The sequence below is a fragment of the Streptomyces sp. NBC_00178 genome, assembly GCF_036206005.1.
GTDB lineage: Bacteria > Actinomycetota > Actinomycetes > Streptomycetales > Streptomycetaceae > Streptomyces.
The window spans coordinates 1956650-1979186 of the sequence record NZ_CP108143.1 but is presented as its reverse complement, the minus strand read 5'-3'; the positions used below and the strand labels follow the sequence as shown (position 1 = coordinate 1979186).

Sequence of the window (22537 nt, the reverse complement as noted above, 5' to 3'; positions counted from 1 at the left end):
GCATACTCGACAGGTGAGTACGTATCCCGAGGTCCGCACCCTGCCCGTACCCGACGGTCTGGAGGGCGAGCGCGTCGACGCCGCCATCTCCCGTATGTTCGGTTTCTCCCGCACGAAGGCCGCAGAGCTGGCCGCCGCCGGGAAGGTGCAGGTGGACGGTGCGGTGGCCGGGAAGTCCGAGCGCGTGCACGGGGGCGCCTGGATGGAGGTCGAGATGCCTCAGGCGGCGGCCCCGGTCCAGATCGTGGCCGAGCCCGTCGAGGGCATGGAGATCGTCCACGACGACGACGACATCGTCGTCATCATGAAGCCCGTCGGCGTCGCCGCGCACCCCAGCCCCGGCTGGACCGGCACCACGGTCATCGGCGGCCTCGCGGCGGCCGGCTACCGGATCTCGACGTCGGGCGCCGCCGAGCGCCAGGGCATCGTGCACCGGCTGGACGTCGGCACCTCGGGGCTGATGGTCGTCGCCAAGTCCGAGCGGGCGTACACCCTGCTCAAGGCGCAGTTCCGCGACCGCGTCGTCGAGAAGAAGTACCACGCGCTCGTCCAGGGACACCCCGACCCGATGAGCGGCACGATCGACGCCCCCATCGGCCGTCACCCGCAGCACGACTACAAGTGGGCCGTCACCGCCGAGGGCAAGCCCTCCGTGACCCACTACGACCTCATCGAGGCCTACCGCGCGGCGAGCCTGCTCGACATCAAGCTGGAGACCGGGCGCACCCACCAGATCCGGGTGCACATGTCGGCGCACCGGCACCCCTGCGTCGGCGACCTGACCTACGGCGCCGACCCCACGCTTGCCAAGCGCCTGGGCCTCACCCGGCAGTGGCTGCACGCGGTCCGGCTCGGCTTCGAGCACCCCGCCGACGGCAGCTGGGTCGAGTTCTCCAGCAGCTATCCGGACGACCTGCGCCAGGCCCTCGACACCATCGCGGCGGAGAGCGAATGAGCTCGGATCCCGTCGCGTACACCACCCGCAGGGCACTGGAGGAGAGCGACCTCGCGGCCTGTTTCCAGGTGCGCAAGGAAGTCTTCGTCGCTGAGCAGCACGTGCCCGAGGACATCGAGTACGACGCCCACGACGCCACGGCGGTGCACGTCCTCGCCGTCGCCGCCGACGGTTCCGCCCTCGGCACGGGACGGCTGCTGCACGGCGAGGCCGCGGCCGGCCGCACCGGCGGCGACCCCACGGCCGGGGCGCTCGGCCGGCTCGCGGTGACCCGCGCCGCCCGCGGCCTCGGGGTCGGAGCGGCGCTCGTCCGCGCCATCGAGGAGGAGGCCCGCGCGCTGGGCCTGGCCTCCGTGGACCTGCACGCCCAGACGCACGCCCTCGGTTTCTACGAGCGGCTCGGCTACCGCGCGTACGGCCCCGAGTTCGACGACGCGGGGATGCCGCACCGGGCGATGCGCCGCCCGCTCTGACCGCGCGCCCCGCCGGGGCTGCCGCGGGTCCACCGGTCCGGCGTGACAGGCTGGGCGCCTGACCGGCTGACCGACGGGCCCGGGGCCCGGGGCCCTGCGGAAGGCGCGACGTGGACCAGATGGCACTCCTGCTCCTGCTTCTGCTCGGAGCGGTGGTCACGGTGCCCCTGGGGGAGCGGCTCCGGCTGCCCGCGCCGGTGCTGATGACGCTCGCCGGGATCGCCCTGGCCTTCGTCAGCTTCGTCCCCGACGTGGACATCCCGCCGGACATCATCCTGCCCGCCCTGCTGCCCCCGCTGCTCTACGCGTCCGTCCAGCGCACGTCCTGGCGGCAGTTCGCGGCCAACAGGCGGCCCATCTTCCTGCTGGCCGTCGCCCTCGTCTTCGTCACGACGGCGGCCGTCGCCGCGGTCGCCGACGCGATCGTGCCCGGGCTGCCCATCGCCGCGGCCGTGGCCCTGGGCGCGCTCGTCGCCCCGCCCGACCCCGTCGCCGCCACGGCCGTGGCCGGTTCGGTCGGCCTGCCGCGCAGGCTCGTCTCGATCCTGGAGGGGGAGGGACTGTTCAACGACGTCACGGCCATCGTCCTCTACCACGTGGCGATCGCGGCGGCCGTCAGCGGGACCTTCTCGCTCCCCGAGGCGTTCGGGCTCCTCGTCCTCTCCGCGGTCGTCGCCGTCGTGGTCGGCCTCGTCCTCGGCTGGCTGACCATCAGGCTGATGGGGCTGCTGGGCGACGCCACCCTCCAGGTGGGCCTGACGCTGCTGGTGCCCTTCGCCGGCTATGTCCTCGCCGAGGAGCTGATGGGCTCCGGTGTGCTCGCGGTCCTCACCACGGCGCTCTATCTCGCCGAGCACACCGCCGACGCCGACGACGTCCTCGGGAGGCTCGCCGGCCGGTCCTTCTGGCAGATCGTCGACACCCTCGTGACCGGCGTCGCCTTCGGCCTCATCGGGCTCGAACTGCACAGCGTCTTCGGCACCGCCGACGGCCGCGAACCGCAGTTCGCCGGCTGGGGGCTTGCGGTCGTCGCCGTCGTCATCGGCGTACGCCTCCTGTGGCTGCTCCCGGCGACCTGGCTCGCCAAGCGGCTGCACAACCGCCGCGACTACAGCGAGGAGATCCCCACCAGCTGGCGCGAGACCGTCGTCATGTGGTGGGCCGGGATGCGCGGCGTGGCCTCGGTGGCCCTGGCGCTGGCGATCCCGCTGGAGACGGACGACGGGAAGCCGTTCCCCGGCCGGGACGAGATCGTCTTCATCGCCTTCGCCGTCATCATCGCCACCCTCGTCTTCCAGGGCCTGACCCTGCCGTGGCTCGTGCGCAAGCTCGGCGTCAAGGCCGACACGACGGCGGAACAGGCCCTGGAGCGCGAACTGGCGATCCGGGCGGCGAAGGCGGCCAAGCGGCGCCTCAAGGAGATCGAGGACGCCGAGGACTTCCCCGACGAGGTCCTGGAACGGCTGCAGCGCGTCGCGTACGACATCGGCGCCCGGATCAGCCCCGACATGATCGACGAGGAGCGGCGGGAGACCTACGCGCGGCGCACCGAGCGGATCAGGGCCGTGGGCCGGGTGCAGCGCGAACTGCTCTCCGCCGCCCGCCACGAGGTGCTCTCGGCCCGCAGCGAGCCCGGCTCGGACCCGGAGGTCGTGGACCGGGTGCTGCGGTACCTGGACGTGCGCAGCCTGCGCTGACGCCGTCAGCCGCGCCCGGTGCGGGGCGCCTTGTCCAGATCCGCCGACCAGGCGTCGGCCGACGGGCGGACCGGCTCGGCGCCGGTCAGCTCGCGCCAGTGGTCCCCGGGCGGAAGAGCCGCGGGCGACGTCACGATCCGGGGGAGCGCGTACGGGTGGTGGTCGCGCAGCCAGCCGATCAGCTGTTCCCGCACGGCGCAGCGCACCGTCCAGATGTCGTCCGCGTCCTTCGCCGTGACCACGGCCCGCACCTGGATCGTCGAGGGGGTGGTGTCCGTCACGGCCAGGGACCAGTCGCGGCCGTCCCAGGCGGCGCACTCGCCGAGGATGTCGCGGAGCTTGTCGCGCATCGCGGAGACCGGGGCGGAGTGGTCCAGCTGGAGGAAGACCGTGCCGGTCATCTGCGCCCCGCCGCGCGACCAGTTCTCGAACGGCTTGCTCGTGAAGTACGACACGGGCATGGTGATGCGCCGTTCGTCCCAGGTCCGCACCGCGAGGAAGGTCAGGGTGATCTCCTCCACGGTGCCCCACTCGCCGTCCACCACCACGGTGTCGCCGATCCGCACCATGTCGCCGAAGGCGATCTGGAACCCCGCGAAGAGGTTGCCGAGCGTCGACTGGGCGGCGACACCGGCGACGATGCCGAGGACACCGGCGGACGCCAGCATCGACGTGCCGACGGTGCGCATCGCCGGGAAGGTGAGCAGCATCGCCGCGACGGCCACCGTCGCCACCACGGCGGTCACCACGCGCTGGATCAGCGTGACCTGGGTACGGACCCGGCGGACGCGGGCGGGGTCGCGGGTGCCCGTCGCATAGCGCGCGTAGGAGGACTGCACCACGGTGGCGGCGACGCGGACGACCAGCCAGGCCGACGCCGCGATCAGCACGAGGGTCAGCACCTGGCTGATCCCCGGCCGGTGCTCCCGCACGGTCTCGAGCCGGATCTGGCCGTAGCTGGCCCTGAGCAGCGCTGTGCACAGCACCAGCTGCAGGGGTGGCCTGCAGCGCCTCAGCAGGCCCCAGACGGGCGTCTCGTGGTGCCGGTCGTCGGCCCGCCGGAGCAGCAGGTCCACCAGCCAGCCCACCAGCAGGGTGATCACCAGCGACCCGCCCACCACGAGCAGCGGCCGCAGTACGTTCTCCATTCCGTCGTCCTCCAAGAGTCGGGGGCACGCCTGGCACCATGGACCGCATGAACATCATGCTTTTCCACTCGACCTACGGTCTGAGGCCGGCCGTGCACGCGTCTGCCGACCGGCTGCGCGCAGCCGGGCACGAGGTGCGCGTGCCCGATCTCTTCGAGGGGCACACCTTCGGGACGGTCGAGGAGGGAATGGCCTTCAAGGAGCAGGTGGGCAAGGACGAGCTGCTCAGGCGGGCCGTGCTGGCCGCCGCGCCCTACTCCGACCAGGGCCTCGTGTACGCGGGATTCTCGTTCGGGGCGTCGGTGGCGCAGACCCTCGCGCTCGGTGACGCGAAGGCCCGCGGCCTGCTGCTGCTCCACGGGACGTCCGACATCGCGGAGAACGCCACGGTCGACGAGCTGCCCGTCCAGCTGCACGTCGCCGACCCCGACGCCTTCGAGTCGCCGGACTGGCTGAACAGCTGGTACCTCCAGATGCAGCGGACCGGGGCCGACGTCGAGGTCTACCGCTACCCCGGGGCTGGACACCTCTACACGGACCCGGACCTGCCCGACTTCGACCAGGCCGCCGCAGACCTGACCTGGAAGGTCTCGATCGGCTTCCTCGCCACGCTGTAGCCCGGCTGCGGGGGCCGCGCACCTCTCGGCGCGCGGCCCCCGCCGGAGCGCGGCGGTACCCGCCTGGGTGCGGAGGCACCGGCCGGAGTGCGGTGGTCAGCGCACGGGGGCGCTCACCCGCTCGATCCGCTGGCTGCCGCTGAGCGTGCGGTAGGACCTGAGCCACGACGAGGTCGCGTCCTCGGCGGTCTTGTCGGACACGGCGTAGTAGTCCATCTGGGAGCGCTCGGCCGTCACGTCGAGGACGCCGTAGCCGTGCGAGTCCAGATCGACCCACTTCACATGGCGGTTGGCCGCCTTCACGGCCGCCGCCGCGACGAGCGACACGGTCTGGGGGGCCACCCGCAGGATGTCGTCCAGGTTGTCCGAGGTCACCGAGGTCACGACGAACTCGGTCGCCGCCGAGGGGGACAGCGGATACGTCGCCGCCTTCACGGGGACGTCGTTGGCCCACGCCATGTGGATGTCGCCGGTCAGGAAGACCGTGTCGCGGATCCCGTTGTCCCGCAGGTGGGAGATGAGTTCCCTGCGGTCGTCCGTATAGCCGTCCCACTGGTCGACGTTGACGGCCAGACCCTCCGCCGGCAGTCCCAGCAGCTCCGCGAGGGGGGCCAGCAGGTGGGCCGGGAGGGCGCCGAAGGCGACCGGGGAGATCATCACGGAGGTGCCGACCAGCTTCCACCGGGCGTCCGATCCGGCGAGCCCCGCCTTCAGCCAGTCCAGTTGCGCGCGCCCGGTGATCGAGCGCTCCGGGTCGTCGACGGCGCCGTTGCCGACCGACGCCTGTTCGGACCGGAAGCTGCGCAGGTCGAGCAGGTGCAGCTCGGCCAGGCTGCCGAAGGTCAGGCGCCGGTAGACGGTCCCCTCGGTGGAGGCGCGGACCGGCATCCACTCGAAGTACGCCTGCTTCGCCGCGGCCACCCGGGCGGTCCACGCGCCCTCGGCGGCGGGGGTGTGGTTCTCCGCCCCGCCCGACCAGGCGTCGTTGGCGAACTCGTGGTCGTCCCATATCGCGATCACCGGATGGGCGGCGTGCAGGGACTGGAGGTCGGTGTCCGTCTTGTACGTGGCGTGCCGCGTGCGGTAGTCGGCCAGGGTGAGGATCTCGTGCGCCGGGGCGTGCGGGCGCACGACGGTGTCCTGGGTCGGATAACTACCGGACGCGTACTCGTAGATGTAGTCGCCGAGGTGCAGGACCGCGTCCAGGTCCGCACGGGCCGCCAGGTGCCGGTACGGCGAGAACCAGCCCGCCTCCCAGTTGGCGCAGGACACGACGCCGAAGCGGACTCCGGGGACGGCCGCGTCCCTGGCGGGCGCCGTACGGGTGCGCCCGACGGGGGAGAGGACCGTCCGCCCGGCGCCGCCCGCCGAGAACCTGAACCAGTAGGCCGTGGCCGGGCGCAGACCGCGGACGTCGGCCTTGACGGTGTGGTCGGAGCCCGAACGCGCGACGGTCGTGCCCCGGGCGGCGATCCGGGAGAACTCCCTGTCCTCCGCGATCTCCCAGTCCACCGCGGTGTCGGCGCCGATGCCCGAACCGGGCACGGCGTCGGGGGTGGGGGTGACGCGGGTCCACACGAGTATCCCGTCGGGCAGAGGGTCCCCGGAGGCGACGCCGTGCAGGAAGGCCGGCCCGTCGGCGGCCCGTGCGACGGTGGCTGCCGTGAGGACGGGAACGGCGACGGCGGTGGCGGCTGCGGCCTTGACGACCGTGCGGCGGCTGGGTGCTGCTGAGAGGTGTCTGGTCACGGACGATGACCCTACTGGCGAGTAGAGCGAACAGGCGGGCGAACCGGATGAGTTCGCCCGCCTGTTGGCCGGATGACGCCTGGAATTGTTCCCGCCGCCCCCTGCGGGCGCCGGTCCTCCCGTCAGGCCTTCAGGGCCGCGGTGATCGCCTTGTCGAAGTCGGCCACCGTCATGGGGGCGTTCTTGCTGCCCTCCGCGGTGAGCGTCTTGCCGTCCATCTTCAGGGTCGGGGTGCCCTGGACGCCGCTCTTGTCGAACGCCTTGGACATCTTGATCGCCCAGGCGTCGTACGTGCCGTCCTCGACGGCCTTCTTGAACGCCGCGTTGCCCTTCAGCGCGTCCACCGTGTCCGCCACCTCGATGAGGTAGCCGTCCTTGGCGAACTTGTCGCTGGTCTCCTCGGGGTGGTACTTCGCGGAGTAGAGCGCCGCCTTGTACTCCAGGAAGGCCTCGGGGCTCACGTCGAGCGCCGCGCCCAGCGCGCTCAGGGCGTTCTTCGAACCCTCGCCGCTGTCCGAGTTGTCGATGAAGGTCGCACCGACGTACTTGATCTTGTATTTGCCGGCGTCGACGTCGTCGGTCACCGTCTTGCCGACCGTCTGCTCGAACGTGGCGCAGATCGGGCAGCGCGAGTCCTCGTACAGCTCCAGGGTCTTCTTGGCACTGGACTTGCCGATGACGACGGTCGTGCCGTCGGCGCCCGAGGTGTTCTTCGGCGCGGTGACGTTCTTGGCGTCGGCGGCCGCCTCCCACGCGGAGGGCTTGTTCAGCTGCATCACGCCGTAGCTGACGCCGCCGGCGACCGCCAGCACGGCGACGACGGAGACGCCGACGAGGATCTGCTTGCGGGTCTTGTCCTTCTTGACCTGGCGCTCGCGCTCCACGCGCAGCCGCTCACGGGCGGCGGACTTGTTGGCGTGGCTGTTGCGGTTGCTCATGGGGGTGCTCCGTGGGTGTGGAAGTGGCTCAGGGGGTCTTTCCGCGTACTCAGGCGACGGTGCCGGCCGGGCGCGGAGGACCCCTTCGGCCCACGGAGTGCACGAGGAAGCGGGCCGGGGCGAGCGGGTGCGGGCGGGCGGCGCGGGGAAGGCCCGGCCGGGTGCGCCGGCCCGTCGCGCCGGTCGCGCCGGTGGCGGTCAGCAGCGGCCGGAAGGCGAAGTCGGCCGCGGAGCGCAGGAGCGCGGCGAGCGCCGACTCGCCCCGGCGCAGCCAGGCCGCGGCCAGCAGCCCGACCGAGACGTGCGCGGCCAGCAGCAGCCATGGCACGGCCGGACCGGGCGATGCCAGCAGCGCCGTGTGACCGACCGCGCCGGCGGAGGCCACCCCGGCCAGCGGTGTCCCGACGGAGGCGACACCGGAGAGCCCGTCGGGGCCCGGCCCCGCCTCGCCGCCGCAGAGGACGTCGACGCCCACGGAGCGCAGCGGACCCGCGATCGGGCCGCCCGCGGCGCCGTAGCAGAGGTGCTGGCCGGTGGTGAAGAGCGTGTCGGCCGCCAGCTCCAGAGGGACCAGCAGTCCGGCGATCGCCCCGAAACCGCGCTCCCGGCCCGCCAGCGCGAAGGCGGCGGCGAAGACGGCGGCGGCCAGCAGGGCGACCGCCGTCACCGGCAGGGGGACCCGGGAGAGCAGCACGTGGGACGCGGAGGAGAGCGTGACGACGAGCGCGGTGAACAGCGCCGCGCGTACCGCTCTGATCTGCGTCCCTGATACGTCCATCGCCGGAGAGTGTGCCATGCGTTCCTGTAAGCGAGCCCTAAGGACCCGGAAGGACCTGCCTACAGGCCGGGGATGCGGCCGTTGCGGAAGAGGTCCACGAAGATCTGGTGGTCGCCGCGGGCCCGCGCGCCGTAGCTGTGCGCGAAGTCGACCAGCAGCTCCGCGAAGCCCTCCTCGTCCGCCGCGATGGCCGCGTCGATGGCGCGCTCGGTGGAGAACGGCACCAGCGAGTGGCCGCTCTCGTCGTCGGCCGCCGAGTGCATCGTCGCCGTGGCGCGGCCGAGGTCGGCGACCACCGCGGCGATCTCCTCGGGCTCGTCGATGTCGGACCAGTCCAGGTCCACCGCGTACGGGGAGACCTCGGCGACCAGCTGACCGGCGCCGTCCAGCTCCGTCCAGCCCAGCCACGGGTCGGCGTGCGCCTGGAGCGCGCGCTGCGAGATCACCGTGCGGTGCCCCTCGTGCTGGAAGTACTCCCGCACGGCCGCGTCCGTGATGTGCCGCGAGACCGCGGGGGTCTGCGCCTGCTTGATGTAGATCACCACGTCGTTCTCCAGGGCGTCGCTGTTGCCCTCCAGGAGGATGTTGTACGACGGCAGGCCGGCCGATCCGATGCCGATGCCGCGCCGCCCGACGACGTCCTTGACCCGGTAGGAGTCGGGCCGGGTCAGGCTCGACTCCGGCAGCGTCTCCAGGTAGCCGTCGAACGCGGCGAGGACCTTGTAGCGCGTCGCGGCGTCCAGGTCGATCGCGCCGCCGCCGGCCCCGAAGCGGCGCTCGAAGTCCCGGATCTCCGTCATCGAGTCCAGCAGCCCGAACCGGGTGAGGGAACGGGCCACACGGAGGGCACCCAGCAACGGGCCGTCCGCGGTGTCCAGGGTGAAGGGGGGCACCTCGTCGTTCTTGGCACCCGTCGCCAGCGCGCGGATCCGCTCGCGGTAGGCCGCGGCGAAGACCCGGACGAGCTCGGAGATCTGGTCGTCGCCCAGCGCCTTCGCATAGCCGATCAGGGCGACGGAGGCGGCGAAGCGCTTGAGGTCCCAGGTGAACGGGCCCACGTAGGCCTCGTCGAAGTCGTTGACGTTGAACACGAGGCGGCCGTTGGCGTCCATGTACGTGCCGAAGTTCTCGGCGTGCAGATCGCCGTGGATCCAGACCCGGCTGGTCCGCTCGTCCAGGTACGGGCCGCCGTGCTGCTCGCGGTCCAGGTCGGAGTAGAACAGGCCGGCCGAGCCCCGGTAGAACGCGAAGGCGGAGCCCGCCATCTTGCGGAACTTGACCCGGAAGGCCGCGGGGTCGGCGGCGAGGAGCTCGCCGAAAGCGGTGTCGAAAACGGCGAGAATCTGCTCCCCGCGCTGCTCTGCGCCGGTCTGCGTGTCCGACATCGCTGGGTGCCTCCTGGGTACATGGCGTTCATGACAAATGGGACGGGCGTCCCGCTCTACCAACGCGCGACCGTACCCCGGAGTGCCCGCCGCTTGTCACCTCGGAGACGTAGACTTCCACGCTGTCCCCCCAAGCCGTCATCTCCCGGCCGTCGCCCGATCACCACTCGTCGCAGAGGCGCTCCGCGCCCCACCCGTTCCCGAATTCCGGAGGCACAGCGCCGTGAGCAAGCCGCCCTTCACGCACCTGCACGTCCACACCCAGTACTCGCTGCTGGACGGTGCCGCGCGGCTCAAGGACATGTTCGAGGCGTGCAACGACATGGGCATGTCGCACATCGCCATGACCGACCACGGCAATCTCCACGGGGCGTACGACTTCTTCCACTCGGCGAAGAAGGCCGGGGTGACGCCGATCATCGGGATCGAGGCCTACGTCGCGCCCGAGTCGCGCAAGCACAAGCGCAAGATCCAGTGGGGCCAGCCGCACCAGAAGCGCGATGACGTCTCGGGTTCCGGCGGCTACACCCACAAGACGATCTGGGCGGCGAACAGCACCGGCCTGCACAACCTCTTCAAGCTCTCCTCGGACGCGTACGCCGAGGGCTGGCTGCAGAAGTGGCCCCGCATGGACAAGGAGACCATCTCGCAGTGGTCCGAGGGCCTCATCGCGTCCACGGGGTGCCCCTCCGGCGAGGTGCAGACGCGGCTGCGGCTCGGGCAGTTCGACGAGGCGGTCCAGGCCGCGTCCGACTACAAGGACATCTTCGGCGAGGGCCGGTACTTCCTGGAGCTGATGGACCACGGCATCGAGATCGAGCGCCGCGTCCGCGACGGGCTCCTGGAGATCGGCAGGAAGCTCGGCATCCCGCCGCTCGTGACGAACGACTCGCACTACACCTACGCGAACGAGGCGACCGCGCACGACGCCCTTCTCTGCATCCAGACCGGCAAGAACCTCTCCGACCCGGACCGTTTCCGCTTCGACGGCACGGGCTACTACCTCAAGACGACGGACGAGATGTACGGCGTCGACTCCTCGGACGCCTGGCAGGAGGGCTGCGCCAACACCCTGCTGGTCGCGCAGCAGATCGACACCGCGGGCATGTTCGAGAAGCGCGACCTCATGCCGAAGTTCGAGATCCCCGAGGGCTTCACCGAGGTCACCTGGTTCCAGGAGGAGGTCCGGGTCGGCATGGGCCGCCGCTACCCGGGCGGTGTCCCCGAGGACCGGCAGAAGCAGGCCGAGTACGAGATGGACATCATCATCCAGATGGGGTTCCCGGGGTACTTCCTCGTCGTCGCCGACTTCATCATGTGGGCCAAGAACAACGGCATCGCGGTCGGCCCCGGCCGAGGCTCCGCCGCCGGCTCGATCGTCGCGTACGCCATGGGGATCACCGACCTCGACCCGATCACGCACGGACTGATCTTCGAGCGGTTCCTCAACCCCGAGCGCGTGTCCATGCCCGACGTCGACATCGACTTCGACGAGCGCAGGCGCGTCGAGGTCATCCGCTACGTGACCGAGAAGTACGGCGCCGACAAGGTCGCCATGATCGGCACCTACGGCAAGATCAAGGCCAAGAACGCGATCAAGGACTCCGCGCGCGTCCTCGGCTACCCGTACGCGATGGGCGACCGGCTCACCAAGGCCATGCCCGCCGACGTCCTCGGCAAGGGCATCGACCTCAGCGGCATCACCGACCCGAAGCACCCGCGCTACAGCGAGGCGGGCGAGATCCGGGGGATGTACGAGAACGAGCCGGACGTCCAGAAGGTCATCGACACCGCCAAGGGCGTCGAGGGCCTCGTCCGGCAGATGGGTGTGCACGCGGCCGGCGTGATCATGTCCAGCGAGCCGATCGTCGACCACGCCCCGGTCTGGGTCCGGCACACCGACGGCGTCACCATCACGCAGTGGGACTACCCGCAGTGCGAGTCGCTCGGCCTGCTGAAGATGGACTTCCTCGGCCTGCGCAACCTGACGATCATGGACGACGCCATCAAGATGGTGAAGGCCAACAAGGGCGTCGAGCTGGAGATGCTCGCCCTGCCGCTGGACGACCCGAAGACCTACGAGCTGCTCTGCCGCGGCGACACGCTCGGGGTGTTCCAGTTCGACGGCGGGCCCATGCGCTCGCTGCTGCGCCAGATGCAGCCTGACAACTTCGAGGACATCTCCGCCGTCTCGGCCCTCTACCGGCCGGGCCCGATGGGCATGAACTCGCACACGAACTACGCCGAGCGCAAGAACGCCCGGCAGGAGATCACCCCGATCCACCCGGAGCTGGAGGAGCCGCTCAAGGAGGTCCTCGGGCTCACCTACGGCCTGATCGTGTACCAGGAGCAGGTGCAGAAGGCCGCCCAGATCGTCGCCGGCTACTCGCTCGGCGAGGCCGACATCCTGCGCCGCGTGATGGGCAAGAAGAAGGCCGACGAGCTGGCGAAGAACTTCGTCCTCTTCGAGGCCGGTGCCAAGAAGAACGGCTTCTCCGACGCGGCCATCAAGGCGCTGTGGGACGTCCTGGTGCCGTTCGCCGGATACGCGTTCAACAAGGCCCACTCCTCGGCGTACGGCCTGGTCACCTACTGGACCGCCTACCTCAAGGCGAACTACCCCGCCGAGTACATGGCGGCCCTGCTCACGTCCGTGAAGGACGACAAGGACAAGTCGGCGGTCTACCTCAACGAGTGCCGGCGCATGGGCATCAAGGTGCTCCCGCCCAACGTCAACGAGTCCGAGTCGAACTTCGCCGCCCAGGGTGACGACGTGATCCTCTTCGGGCTGACCGCGGTCCGCAACGTCGGGCAGAACGTGGTGGACTCGATCATCAGGTGCCGCAAGGCGAAGGGGAAGTACTCCACGTTCCCGGACTTCCTCGACAAGGTCGAGGCGGTCGTCTGCAACAAGCGGACCGTCGAGTCGCTCATCAAGGCCGGCGCCTTCGACGAGATGGGGCACACCCGCAAGGGGCTCGTCGCCCACCACGAACCGATGATCGACAACGTGGTGCAGGTCAAGCGCAAGGAGGCCGAGGGGCAGTTCGACCTCTTCGGCGGCATGGGGGACGAGACGAGCGACGAGCCGGGCTTCGGCCTCGACGTCGAGTTCTCCGACATCGAGTGGGAGAAGTCCTACCTGCTCGCGCAGGAACGCGAGATGCTCGGCCTCTACGTCTCCGACCACCCGCTCTTCGGGCTGGAGCACGTCCTGTCCGACAAGTCGGACGCGGCGATCTCGCAGCTCACCGGCGGGGAGCACTCCGACGGCGCGATCGTCACCGTGGGCGGCATCATCTCCGGCCTCCAGCGCAAGATGACCAAGCAGGGCAACGCCTGGGCCATCGCCACGGTCGAGGACCTCGCGGGCTCCATCGAGTGCATGTTCTTCCCCGCCACCTACCAGCTGGTCTCCACCCAGCTCGTCGAGGACACCGTCGTCTTCGTCAAGGGCCGCCTGGACAAGCGCGAGGACGTGCCGCGCCTCGTCGCGATGGAGATGCAGGTCCCCGACATCTCCAACGCCGGGTCCAACGCACCCGTCGTGCTGACCATCCCCACGGTCAGGGTCACCCCGCCCATGGTCAGCCGGCTCGGCGAGGTCCTCAGCAACCACCGGGGCGACACCGAGGTGCGCATCAGGCTCCAGGGCCCGCGCAAGACCACCGTGCTCCGGCTCGACCGGCACCGGGTCAAGCCCGACCCGGCCCTCTTCGGCGACCTCAAGGTGCTCCTCGGCCCGTCCTGCCTGGCCGGCTGACAGCCGTCCCGTAACACCCGCGAGAGGGGCGCCCCGCCGACCGGCGGGGCGCCCCTCTCGGCCATCAGGCCCTGCGGGCCGTCAGTTGTGGCCGAAGCGCTTCTGGTGCTTGCGGGCGACGTCGGACGGGCTGCCCTGCGCCTGCGACTGCGGCTGGGTCTGCGACTCGTACGCCGTCGACTTGGCGTCCTCCGCGCCGCGTTCGGCGGCGGACGCGCGGTCGTGCTGGCTGCCCTGCTTGCGGTTCTTGTTCTTGGCCATGGTGCTGATGCCTCCTGTGAGGGAGAGGGATCCGGGGGGTCCAGAACCGCTGTCAGACTCACATAGCACCGTATAAGCCGCATGTTGGATCATCACTCAACGTGATTCGGGAGGTATCATGCGCCGTTTTGCCGATCCGCCACGCCGATGATCGAGTTCCGGACCTCAACCCCCTCGCCGTCGGGCAGACTCGAAGGAAACCCTGAGTGAGCGAACCCCGGGTGAGCACACCGACCCCCGCACCCGGGCCACGCTGATCCGCTCACGAATTCCCGGAAGAGGGTGGAACGCGTGGACCGTTGCGTCGTCCTGGTGGACGCCGGCTACCTGCTGGGCGCAGCCGCGAGTCTGCTGGCCGGAGAACCCGCCCGTTCCCGCATCACCGTGGACCACACGGCGCTGATCCAGGGCCTGCGTGAGCGGGCCGAGGCCGACACGGAACAGCCGCTGCTGCGCATCTACTGGTTCGACGGCGCCCCCGACCGCGTGCCGCAGCCCGAACACCGCCGGCTGCGCGTCATGCCCCGGGTCACGGTCCGGCTCGGGGCCCTCACCCGGAGTGACGGACGATGGGCGCAGAAGGGCGTCGACGCGGCGATGCACGCCGAGCTCACCGAGCTGGCCAGAAACCGCGCCTGCTCCGACGTGGTGCTCGTGACCGGCGACGGAGACCTGCTGCCGGGGCTCATGTCCGCGAAGGAACACGGTGTCGCCGTCCACCTGTGGGCCGTCCAGGCGGCCGACGGCGACTACAACCAGTCGGAGGACCTGGTCGCGGAGGCCGACGAGCGGCGGGTGCTCGACCGCGCCTGGATCACCAAGGCCGTACGCGCCAAGGAGACGGGCGGAATCTGCGCGCCACCGCCGGCACCCCGTCCCGAGATCGCGGCGATCCTCTCCGCGCCGCTGCCCGAGGCCGCGCTCGCCGCCTCGGCCGAGCGCGCGTCGGAGGCACAGGCCGCGGCCCGCAACGGCGCCGCCGCGGCGGACGGGACGGCCGCACCCCACACCCAGCCCCCGCCCGGCCACAAAGGCGTCCCGACCCCCAAGGACCTCGCGAGCCTGCGCGCGCCCGTGCCGCAGGCCACGCACCACTCCGTCCAGTCGCCCGTCGGCAACGCCACCCTGCGCTGGTCGTCGGACAGGGGCTGGGTGGAGCGCGGAGGCCCTCTGGGGGAGCCGTCCGAGACCGCGTCCCTGCCGACCCTGGCCCAGGTCACCAGCGCCGAGCAGCGCTGGGCGGACCGCGAGGAGGACATCACCACCGTCGGCGGGGACCCCTTCGAGGTCGGCCAGGTCTTCGCCCGGCGCTGGATGGAACGCCTCCCGGAGACGGTCCACCTGCAGAAACTCTCCACCATGTACCCGCGCATCCCGCACCGCATCGACGGCGAGCTCCTGCGGTACGCGGCACGCTTCGGGCTCCTCGCGCACAAGGACGACCAGATCGACGAGCACGACCGCTACGCCATCCGGGCCGGGTTCTGGCGGGAGATCGACGTGCGGGCGGCGGCCGAACACGCTCCCGCGGCGGACTGACCCGGGCGCCGAAAGGGCGGCACTGCCCGGCCCCGGGCGCAATCCGGGGCATCCGACCCCGTAGGCTCGTTCCTCGTGAGTACGGGCACAGCACAGGCACAGACCGGGACCGGGACCGTGTGCGCGGTGCGTGATCTGGTGAAGACCTATCCCGCCGTCCGCGCCCGGCGGGGCCGCGCCGCCACCCCCGAGGTGCGCGCCACCGACGGCGTCGGTCTCGACGTCCGGCGCGGCGAGATCTTCGGCCTGCTCGGGCCCAACGGCGCGGGCAAGACCACGCTCGTACGCCAGCTCACCGGGCTGATGCGACCGGACTCCGGGAGCGTCGAGGTGCTGGGTCACGACCTCGTGCGCCACCCCGAGCGTGCGTCACGGCTCATCGGCTACCTCGGACAGGAGTCCACCGCCCTCGACGAGCTGACCGTGTCGCTCGCCGCCGAGACCACGGGGCGGCTCAGGGGCCTTCCGGCGCGTGAGGCGCGGGCCGCGCGCGACGGCGTGCTGGAGGAGCTGGGGCTGACCGCGCTCGCCGGGCGCCCGCTGAACAAGCTGTCCGGCGGCCAGCGGCGGCTCGCCTGCTTCGCCGCGGCGCTGGTCGGCGAGCGGCCCGTCCTGGTGCTGGACGAGCCGACGACCGGGATGGACCCCGTGGCCCGTCGCGCCGTCTGGTCCGCCGTGGACCGGCGCCGGGCGGAGAACGGCACGACGGTGCTGCTCGTCACCCACAACGTCATCGAGGCGGAGACGGTCCTGGACCGGGTCGCCGTCATGGAACGCGGCAAGGTCATCGCCTGCGACACCCCGGCCGGGCTCAAGGAGCGGGTCGCCGGAGAGGTCCGGGTCGAACTCGTGTGGCGCGAGCGCGCGCCGCTGGAGGTCCCCGAGGTCGCCGCGCTGCGCGCCTCGGCTCAGGAGTCCGGGCGCCGCTGGGTGCTGAGGCTGGGGCCGGACGAGGCACGGGCCGCGGTGGCCGCGGTGACCGGCGGGGCCGCGTTCTCCTCGCTGGACGACTTCACCCTGGCCACACCCAGCCTGGAGGACGTCTATCTGGCGCTCGGCGGCGACGCGGCCAGGGCCACCGAGGGACTGGTGAAGGCGTGAACATGACCGTCAGCGTGTCGGGATACGAGCCGGAGTCGAACGGGAGCAGCGCCAGGTGACGAGCATCGTTCCCACGGAGTCCGCGAAGACGACGGGACCGAAGACGACGGGACCGAAGACGAAGGGACCGGCGTCGGCGGCGCCGAAGGTGCGGACCCCCGGCGTACGGACCGGCGGCGCCGCCCGCACCGCGCCCGCCGCCCTCGCGCCGAGGGCCAGGCTGCTGCCCTCGCTCGCGGCCGTCTACCGCGCGCAGCTCTCGCGGGCGCGGGTCGCCCGGATCCCGCTGCTGTTCGTCGCGACGTTCCAGTCCATCGGGATCATGGTGCTGATGCGCGGGGTCGTCGACGGCGGTTCCGAGGCGCGGGCCGTGGTCGCGGGATCGAGCGTCCTGGTCGTGGCCTTCGTCGCGCTGAACCTGCTCGCCCAGTACTTCGGCCGGCTCCGGGCCGACGGCGGCCTCGACCACTACGCCACCCTGCCGGTGCCGCCCGCCGCGGTCGTGCTGGGGGCGGCGGGCGCGTACGCCTCGTTCACGGTGCCCGGCACCATCGTCACGGCGGTGGCGGGAAGCGCGCTGTTCGGCTTGCCCATGACCCACCTCTGGGTCCTCGTCCTGGTCATCCCGCTCTCGGGCGCCGCCCTCTCGGGGCTGGGCGCGGCGCTGGGCCTGCTGGCCCCGAGGCAGGAGCTGGCGACGCTCCTCGGACAGCTGGGCATGTCCGCCGCGCTGCTGCTGGGCGTGCTGCCGGCCGAGCGGCTGCCCGGCCCCGTCGGCTGGGCGCGGGACCTGCTGCCGTCGACGTACGGCGTCGAGGCGCTGTCCCGCTCCTTCGACGCCCACCCCGACTGGGCCGTCGTCGGCCTGGACCTCGCGGTGTGCGCGGCCGTCGGCGTGCTGTCCCTGGCCGTCGCCACCTGGGCGTACCGCAGGGCGGCCGTGCGCTGACCCGTTCCGCCCCGCCCGCCGGGGGTGCGGCACCGCGCGCGGCGGCGGGGACCTTCCAGCGGCCGGTCCGGTGAGGCGGTACGCGAGGCGGCCTGGCACGATGGCACCGTGACAGCACCGTTGACGCCGCCGCACCAGCCCCAGCCCCACGACCCGTGGCAGGATCCGCCGTCGGGGTCCCACGCCGTGCCCGGCGAGAAGCCGGAGGCGTCCGAGCGGCGCGGCGAGCTGCGGCAGGGGGCCGTGATCGCCGTGGTGCTGACGGCCGCCGGTGTCGCCCTCGGGCTGCTGTGGCTGCTGCTGGCGCCCCGGGTGCCCCTGGTCTCCGACGAGACGGCGGTGTTCCTGAAGAACAGCGAGGGCGAGCAGGCCATCGGTGCCGACGGCACGTTCGTCCTGCTGGCCCTGGCCTTCGGCCTGGTGTCGGCCGTCGCCGTCTTCCTCTTCCGCCGGCGCGGAGGGATCCCGCTGGTGGTGGGGCTTGCCCTGGGCGGCCTGCTCGGCTCCCTGCTCGCGTGGGGGATCGGCACCTGGTTCGGGCCGACGTCGGACGTGGTCGCCCACGCCAAGGAGGTCGGCAAGGGCGTCACCTTCGACGCTCCCCTCGAACTGCACGCGGTGGGGGCGGCGGTACTCGCCTGGCCCATCGCGGCGATGATCGTGCACCTCGGGCTGACGGCACTGTTCGGCCCCAGGGACCCCGAGCCCGAATGGGGCGTGCCCCACGGTGAGCCGTCACCGGCCGCGCAGGACCCTTCGGCATCGACCGCCGCCGGGCCCGCGTCGGCCTTCGGTCCGGGCCCTGTGAGCCCCGATCCCGACCACGGCGGTACGCCGGGACAGTGGCCCGAGCGCTCCTGACGGACGTCCGCGCGGGTCAGCCGCGGCCGATCGGGGCCAGGGCGGCGCCCGTCAGGGCCGCCAGGTCCGACGGCGACAGCTCGACCTCCAGGCCTCGGCGGCCCGCCGAGACGCAGATGGTCGGGTGCGCCCCGGCCGACGCGTCGAGCACCGTCCGCAGCCGCTTGCGCTGGCCCAGCGGGGAGATCCCGCCCCGTACGTAGCCCGTCGTGCGTTCCGCCGCGGCGGGGTCGGCCATGGCCGCCCGCTTGCCGCCCACCGCCGAGGCCAGGGCCTTGAGGTCCAGGGAGCCGGCGACCGGGACGACGGCGACGACCAGCTCACCGTCCACGTCGGCGACCAGGGTCTTGAACACCCGGTCGGGCGCGACCCCGAGGGCCTCGGCCGCCTCCTCGCCGTAGGACGGCGACGACGGGTCGTGGTCGTAGGAGTGGACCGTGAAGGCGGTGCCGGCCGAGGTCAGGGCGACCGTGGCCGGGGTTCCGCCGGACTGCTGCTTCCTGGACTTCTTCGCCACCGGGCCGGTCCTCGGGTCAGTTGGGGTGCGTGGGGGCGCGGGTCAGGTCGATCGCGGGCAGCGACGGCAGGTGCCGGATGACCGCCGTCTCCTTGCGCAGCAGCGCCAGCTCCTCGCGCAGCCGGGTCGCGGTGTCCGGCGCCTGGAGGAGCCGCTGCTTCGACGGCACGTCCAGGACGGCGGCGGCGGCCACGAGGTAGGACACCACGGACGGGTCGTCGGGCAGGTCCGCGCCGGTCGTCAGGGACCGCTCGCTCGCTCCCGCGAGCCGCTTCTGGTAGCTGAGGAAGGCCCGCAGGACCCCCTCGGCGAGGGCTCCGGCCTCGTCCGCGGCCTCGTCGTCCCCCTCGGCGGGCCCCGGGTCCTCGGGCAGTTCCTCGACCTCGGCCGTCAGGAACGGGCCGCTCGTGTCGACGGACAGCAGCCTGACCCGCGTGGTGCCGGTCGCCAGGACCTCGTAGCTGCCGTCGGAGCGCTCGCGGATCTTCGCCGCGTCGGCGACGCAGCCGACCCGGTGGAAGGTCTGGAGGGGATCGGGTCCGAAACCGTCGGCCGGCGCGCGTTCCGCGGGGGGCGCGGCGGACACGGTGTCCGGCATCCCGGTGGCCGTCGGCGCGATCTCGCGGCCGTCGCGGATGGCGACCACCACGAACCGGCGCGGTTCGTCCTCGTCGATCGCGAGCAGTTCGCGCATCATGGCGCGATAACGCTCCTCGAAGACGTTGAGCGGCAGCACGAGGCCGGGGAACAGCACCGCGTTCAGCGGGAACAGTGGCAGGCGAGCGGTGGTCACAACGGGCAAGCCTAATGGCCGCGGCGCCCGCTGTGTTCCGGCCTGCGCCGCGAGTACCCCGAAGACGCCGCCCGGAGCCGGACGTCCGCCCGGGCGTCGAGGAACCCGCCGAGCGCCTCGCCGGCCACCGAGGCCCAGGGGAACGACGTCGCGTACGGCCCGATCAGCCGGAACTGCTCCAGGGCCTCCGTCGTACGGCCCCGGGCCACCAGGACGTACGCGAGGAGGTTGCGGACCTCGGCGGGCCAGGGGTCACCGGCCGGGAACGCGGCGGACAGCCCGATCGCGAGGTCGGCGGCGGCGTCGATCCTGTCCCGCTGCACCGAGGTCGCCCGCGCGGCGGCCCTCTCGTCCCGCAGCAGCGCGAACGCGGCCCGCACCGGGAGCGCCTGCACCAGGGAGTCGGCGGCGGCGTCCTCGGCGGCCCGCTCGGCGAAGTCGAAGCACTCGCGGTGCGAGCCGTACCAGGCGGCCGAGAGGTAGCGCAGGGCCGCGACATGGCTGCCGTAGTGGTGCGGGGAACGGCGCACGGCCTGTTCCCACAGCGACTCGAAGACCGTGTGCGGGGCGTGCGTGCCGCGGGCGTGGTCGAGCGCGAGCCGCCACGGCACGGGGTCCCTGGGGTCGGCCTCGGCGGCCGCGGTGATCAGCGGACCGACCTCGCGCAGCAGCTCGGCGTGCGCGGGGGAGGCCCAGGCGCGGCGGACCGCCAGTTCGGCCTTGACGAGCAGGGCGTCCGGGTCGCGCGGGGAGGCGGCCAGCCAGCCGGTCAGCCAGCCGTCACGTCCGTGGGCGAAGGCGGTGAGCCGGGACAGGCGGCGGTCGCGGGTCTCCCAGTCGGCGGCGTCCCTGGTCGTGGCCAGGAGCTTGGCCGCGGGGCCGAAGTCGCCCAGGGCCGCGGCGACCAGCGCCGGCGAGAGCTGTTCGTCGGGGGCGTCGAGCAGCACCGCGTCGTCGGGGGGCAGCCCGGCCGCGTGCCCGGGGCCGTGCCGGAACGTGCGCGCGGAACTCAGCAGTGCACGGAGGGAGACCATGGTGCAGACCATTGAAAAGCGCAGGTCGGGGCGGCGCCAGAGGGCCGTTGTGAAGCTTCTGTGGCGAGTGGGAGGGTTGCCCCGCGCCAGGTCAAGAAAAAGCAAAGGAAACGTTCCACTTCGGCGTGTTCCCGACCGTACGGTGGTCGCGCACCGCACATCCCGCCGGGCGCCGAAAGGTCTTTCGACCCCCGCGCGGACAGGGAACCGCCCGGTCCGGCAGGGGGCCGGCGGTCAGCCGCGCCGCAGGAGCCGGGAGGCCCCCGCCGCCACCGTCGTGGCCAGTATCCACCCCAGCAGCACCAGCGCCGCCGCCGTCCACTGCCAGCCGCCCTCCAGCAGCCAGTAGCCGTCCTGCCCGAGATCGATCACCGGGACCAGCAGGTCCAGCGAGTAGAGCGCGGGATTCCACTGCGGATGCTCGCTCCCCTTGATCGACTCCGGGCTGTACGCCGAGAAGGCCACCGCCCCCGCGGCCCACAGCACGGCCATCCACACCAGGGCGCGGCCCGGACGGTAGCCGTAGGCCACCGTCCAGTCCTGCAGGTAGCCCCAGATCCTGCCCGCGAGCGGGAGCGTCTCGCGCCTGCGCCGCTGCTTGGCCAGCAGCACCTCGCGGGCGTCGGCGTCCTCGCCGCAGTTGCGCAGCACCGTCGCGAGGCGCTCGTACGGCTCCGGGACGTACTCCGGGGTCGCGGCCAGCACCCACTCCAGGCGCCTCGACAGCGGGAAGTGGCCGTACGGCACGAGGTTCTCGTAGACGAAGCCGCCCATCGCGAGCCCGCCCGGGCCCGGCCAGCTGGTCGACACGTCGATCAGCGTCACCACCCGCGCGCCGTTCAGCACGACCCGGCCCTCGCGGGGGCGCTCCGCGTTGAAGCGCAGCTCGGGGGTGACGATCCGGCGCAGCGAGAGCTCCTCGCGGCCGGTGAGGACGAAGCGCGCCTTGTGCAGGTCCACCGCGTCCCCGAACCGGCCGTCGTCCAGCCGCACCGCCCCCCGGCAGGTGAAGACCTGCGCCCGTGTCCCGCGGGCCGGGCCGCCGCCGCGCGCGATGCCGTACGGCGGTGTGGTGCCCTGGTTCCCCGTCTCGATGCTGACCCACGCCTCCGTCATGTACAGCGTCCGCTCCACGCTCAGCTGCGGGGCGTTCAGCGCCCGCCGCCCGTCCGAGGCGCGCAGCCTGCTGCCGCGCAGGCTCAGCGAACCGCCGACCTTCGCCCCGCGCAGGCTCAGCTCCCCGCGCGTGTCGATCATCTCGGCCTGCAGGTCCTGCGCCACCGACATACCGTCGCCGACGAAGGCGCGACCGCGCCGGTCGGGACCGGCGAACAACTGGTTGATCAGCAGATCCGTACCGATCTGGGCGTCCGTCAGCCGGATGCCGCGCTCGACGCGGCAGCGCGGCAGATGCAGGTCGCCCTCCGTGTGCAGCCGCGCCGCGTCCAGGCGCGGCACCGCGCAGCCCACCATCCGCAGGGTCGTGAAATGGCACTCCGGCAGGACCACCTCCTGCTCGAAGCGGCAGCCCGTCAACTCGACGTACGGCGAGACGCGGCCGCCCGCCAGGTCCAGCTTCCCCGTGATGCGCACGCCCCGGAGCTTCAGCGCGGCCACCCGTCCCGGCCGCGCCGCCGGCCCGCTGAGCAGCAGCCTCGCCACGGTCCTCGCGCCGACGCTCCGCTCCGGCCCCCAGATGTGCGGCGAGAACGGATCGTCGCGCACCGGGTCGTGGGACCGCAGATCGTAGGTCGTGCCGTTCCGGAACGACTGCCACATGCCCAGCTCCGCCGCGCTGAGCCCGTCCGGGATCTCGCCGTCGTGCGGCTCGGTCACCGCCCCACCTCCCGCCCGCGCGGATCGCCCGCGCTTCGTGCAGCCGTTCTTCCCGCTGTGTGACGACGTGAACGCTAACGGTCAGCAGTGACAGCCGGGGCATGTATCAGCCAGTGATACGGGCGACCGGGCGCCGTTACCGG

At 72.2% G+C, this 22537-nt stretch carries 19 protein-coding genes; 9 read left to right on the top strand and 10 right to left on the bottom strand.

The window, feature by feature from the left end; genetic code table 11:
• The first annotated feature begins 13 nt into the window (after positions 1 to 13).
• The 3 genes from OHT61_RS08515 to OHT61_RS08505 all read left to right on the top strand — a co-directional run bounded on the left by OHT61_RS08515 (position 14) and on the right by OHT61_RS08505 (position 3125).
• Positions 14 to 955: an RluA family pseudouridine synthase gene (locus tag OHT61_RS08515; protein ID WP_329036477.1), complete on the top strand. Its 942-nt coding sequence runs from the start codon at positions 14 to 16 to the stop codon at positions 953 to 955.
• Entirely contained in the window at positions 952 to 1428 is a 477-nt protein-coding gene (locus OHT61_RS08510) for a GNAT family N-acetyltransferase (protein ID WP_329036475.1), read from the top strand. Before OHT61_RS08515 ends, OHT61_RS08510 begins: the two co-directional genes overlap by 4 nt.
• Before the next feature lie 110 nt (positions 1429 to 1538).
• Positions 1539 to 3125: a Na+/H+ antiporter gene (locus OHT61_RS08505; RefSeq protein WP_329036473.1), complete on the top strand. Its 1587-nt coding sequence runs from the start codon at positions 1539 to 1541 to the stop codon at positions 3123 to 3125.
• 5 nt (positions 3126 to 3130) lie between these two features.
• On the opposite strand, the gene OHT61_RS08500 is transcribed toward OHT61_RS08505, so the two are convergent.
• Entirely contained in the window at positions 3131 to 4273 is a 1143-nt protein-coding gene (locus OHT61_RS08500; RefSeq protein ID WP_329036472.1) for a mechanosensitive ion channel family protein, read from the bottom strand.
• Positions 4274 to 4311: 38 nt separating this feature from the next.
• Here OHT61_RS08500 and OHT61_RS08495 point away from each other — a divergent pair, with 38 nt between their 5' ends.
• Entirely contained in the window at positions 4312 to 4890 is a 579-nt protein-coding gene (locus OHT61_RS08495) for a dienelactone hydrolase family protein (protein ID WP_329036471.1), read from the top strand.
• Between the two features lie 96 nt (positions 4891 to 4986).
• On the opposite strand, the gene OHT61_RS08490 is transcribed toward OHT61_RS08495, so the two are convergent.
• The 4 genes from OHT61_RS08490 to OHT61_RS08475 all read right to left on the bottom strand — a co-directional run bounded on the left by OHT61_RS08490 (position 4987) and on the right by OHT61_RS08475 (position 9740).
• The gene (locus tag OHT61_RS08490; RefSeq protein WP_329036470.1) at positions 4987 to 6639 is read right to left on the bottom strand and encodes an alkaline phosphatase D family protein; all 1653 of its coding nucleotides are present in this window, start codon (positions 6637 to 6639) and stop codon (positions 4987 to 4989) included.
• Between the two features lie 122 nt (positions 6640 to 6761).
• Positions 6762 to 7577, bottom strand: coding sequence for a DsbA family protein (locus OHT61_RS08485; protein WP_329036469.1), 816 nt, complete (start codon positions 7575 to 7577; stop codon positions 6762 to 6764).
• Between the two features lie 49 nt (positions 7578 to 7626).
• Positions 7627 to 8355, bottom strand: coding sequence for a hypothetical protein (locus tag OHT61_RS08480; RefSeq protein ID WP_329036468.1), 729 nt, complete (start codon positions 8353 to 8355; stop codon positions 7627 to 7629).
• 59 nt (positions 8356 to 8414) lie between these two features.
• Entirely contained in the window at positions 8415 to 9740 is a 1326-nt protein-coding gene (locus tag OHT61_RS08475) for a DUF2252 domain-containing protein (RefSeq protein ID WP_329036466.1), read from the bottom strand.
• 223 nt (positions 9741 to 9963) lie between these two features.
• Between OHT61_RS08475 and dnaE the strand changes: the two genes are divergently transcribed.
• Positions 9964 to 13503: a DNA polymerase III subunit alpha gene (gene dnaE, locus OHT61_RS08470; RefSeq protein WP_329036465.1), complete on the top strand. Its 3540-nt coding sequence runs from the start codon at positions 9964 to 9966 to the stop codon at positions 13501 to 13503.
• Between the two features lie 81 nt (positions 13504 to 13584).
• On the opposite strand, the gene OHT61_RS08465 is transcribed toward dnaE, so the two are convergent.
• On the bottom strand, positions 13585 to 13764 hold the full coding sequence (locus tag OHT61_RS08465) for a hypothetical protein (protein WP_329036464.1): 180 nt from the start codon (positions 13762 to 13764) through the stop codon (positions 13585 to 13587).
• A gap of 282 nt (positions 13765 to 14046) precedes the next feature.
• Between OHT61_RS08465 and OHT61_RS08460 the strand changes: the two genes are divergently transcribed.
• From OHT61_RS08460 to OHT61_RS08445, 4 genes are all read left to right on the top strand, one after another.
• Entirely contained in the window at positions 14047 to 15303 is a 1257-nt protein-coding gene (locus OHT61_RS08460) for an NYN domain-containing protein (RefSeq protein ID WP_329036462.1), read from the top strand.
• Positions 15304 to 15420: 117 nt separating this feature from the next.
• Positions 15421 to 16404, top strand: a complete 984-nt coding sequence (locus OHT61_RS08455; protein ID WP_329043155.1) for an ABC transporter ATP-binding protein — start codon at positions 15421 to 15423, stop codon at positions 16402 to 16404.
• Positions 16405 to 16459: 55 nt separating this feature from the next.
• Positions 16460 to 17353 (top strand): ABC transporter permease, encoded by an 894-nt coding sequence (locus OHT61_RS08450; protein WP_443049378.1) that lies wholly within the window; start codon positions 16460 to 16462, stop codon positions 17351 to 17353.
• A 108-nt stretch (positions 17354 to 17461) separates the two neighbouring features.
• On the top strand, positions 17462 to 18214 hold the full coding sequence (locus OHT61_RS08445) for an ABC transporter permease (RefSeq protein ID WP_329036460.1): 753 nt from the start codon (positions 17462 to 17464) through the stop codon (positions 18212 to 18214).
• 16 nt (positions 18215 to 18230) lie between these two features.
• Here the strand turns inward: OHT61_RS08445 and ybaK are convergent, their stop codons facing one another.
• From ybaK to OHT61_RS08425, 4 genes are all read right to left on the bottom strand, one after another.
• The gene (ybaK, locus tag OHT61_RS08440) at positions 18231 to 18731 is read right to left on the bottom strand and encodes a Cys-tRNA(Pro) deacylase (protein ID WP_329036458.1); all 501 of its coding nucleotides are present in this window, start codon (positions 18729 to 18731) and stop codon (positions 18231 to 18233) included.
• A 16-nt stretch (positions 18732 to 18747) separates the two neighbouring features.
• Positions 18748 to 19524: an LON peptidase substrate-binding domain-containing protein gene (locus OHT61_RS08435; protein ID WP_329036456.1), complete on the bottom strand. Its 777-nt coding sequence runs from the start codon at positions 19522 to 19524 to the stop codon at positions 18748 to 18750.
• Between the two features lie 11 nt (positions 19525 to 19535).
• Positions 19536 to 20570 (bottom strand): hypothetical protein, encoded by a 1035-nt coding sequence (locus OHT61_RS08430; protein WP_329036454.1) that lies wholly within the window; start codon positions 20568 to 20570, stop codon positions 19536 to 19538.
• A gap of 222 nt (positions 20571 to 20792) precedes the next feature.
• Positions 20793 to 22394: an oxidoreductase gene (locus OHT61_RS08425; protein WP_329036452.1), complete on the bottom strand. Its 1602-nt coding sequence runs from the start codon at positions 22392 to 22394 to the stop codon at positions 20793 to 20795.
• Positions 22395 to 22537 lie beyond the last annotated feature (143 nt).

Bases quoted from the DNA above. Each gene is read 5' to 3' on its own strand.
- OHT61_RS08480 (WP_329036468.1), bottom strand. From the start codon at position 8,355: ATGGACGTATCAGGGACGCAGATCAGAGCGGTACGCGCGGCGCTGTTC.
- OHT61_RS08500 (WP_329036472.1), bottom strand. From the start codon at position 4,273: ATGGAGAACGTACTGCGGCCGCTGCTCGTGGTGGGCGGGTCGCTGGTG.
- OHT61_RS08475 (WP_329036466.1), bottom strand. From the start codon at position 9,740: ATGTCGGACACGCAGACCGGCGCAGAGCAGCGCGGGGAGCAGATTCTC.
- OHT61_RS08465 (WP_329036464.1), bottom strand. From the start codon at position 13,764: ATGGCCAAGAACAAGAACCGCAAGCAGGGCAGCCAGCACGACCGCGCG.
- OHT61_RS08485 (WP_329036469.1), bottom strand. From the start codon at position 7,577: ATGAGCAACCGCAACAGCCACGCCAACAAGTCCGCCGCCCGTGAGCGG.
- OHT61_RS08495 (WP_329036471.1), top strand. From the start codon at position 4,312: ATGGACCGCATGAACATCATGCTTTTCCACTCGACCTACGGTCTGAGG.
- OHT61_RS08430 (WP_329036454.1), bottom strand. From the start codon at position 20,570: ATGGTCTGCACCATGGTCTCCCTCCGTGCACTGCTGAGTTCCGCGCGC.
- OHT61_RS08510 (WP_329036475.1), top strand. From the start codon at position 952: ATGAGCTCGGATCCCGTCGCGTACACCACCCGCAGGGCACTGGAGGAG.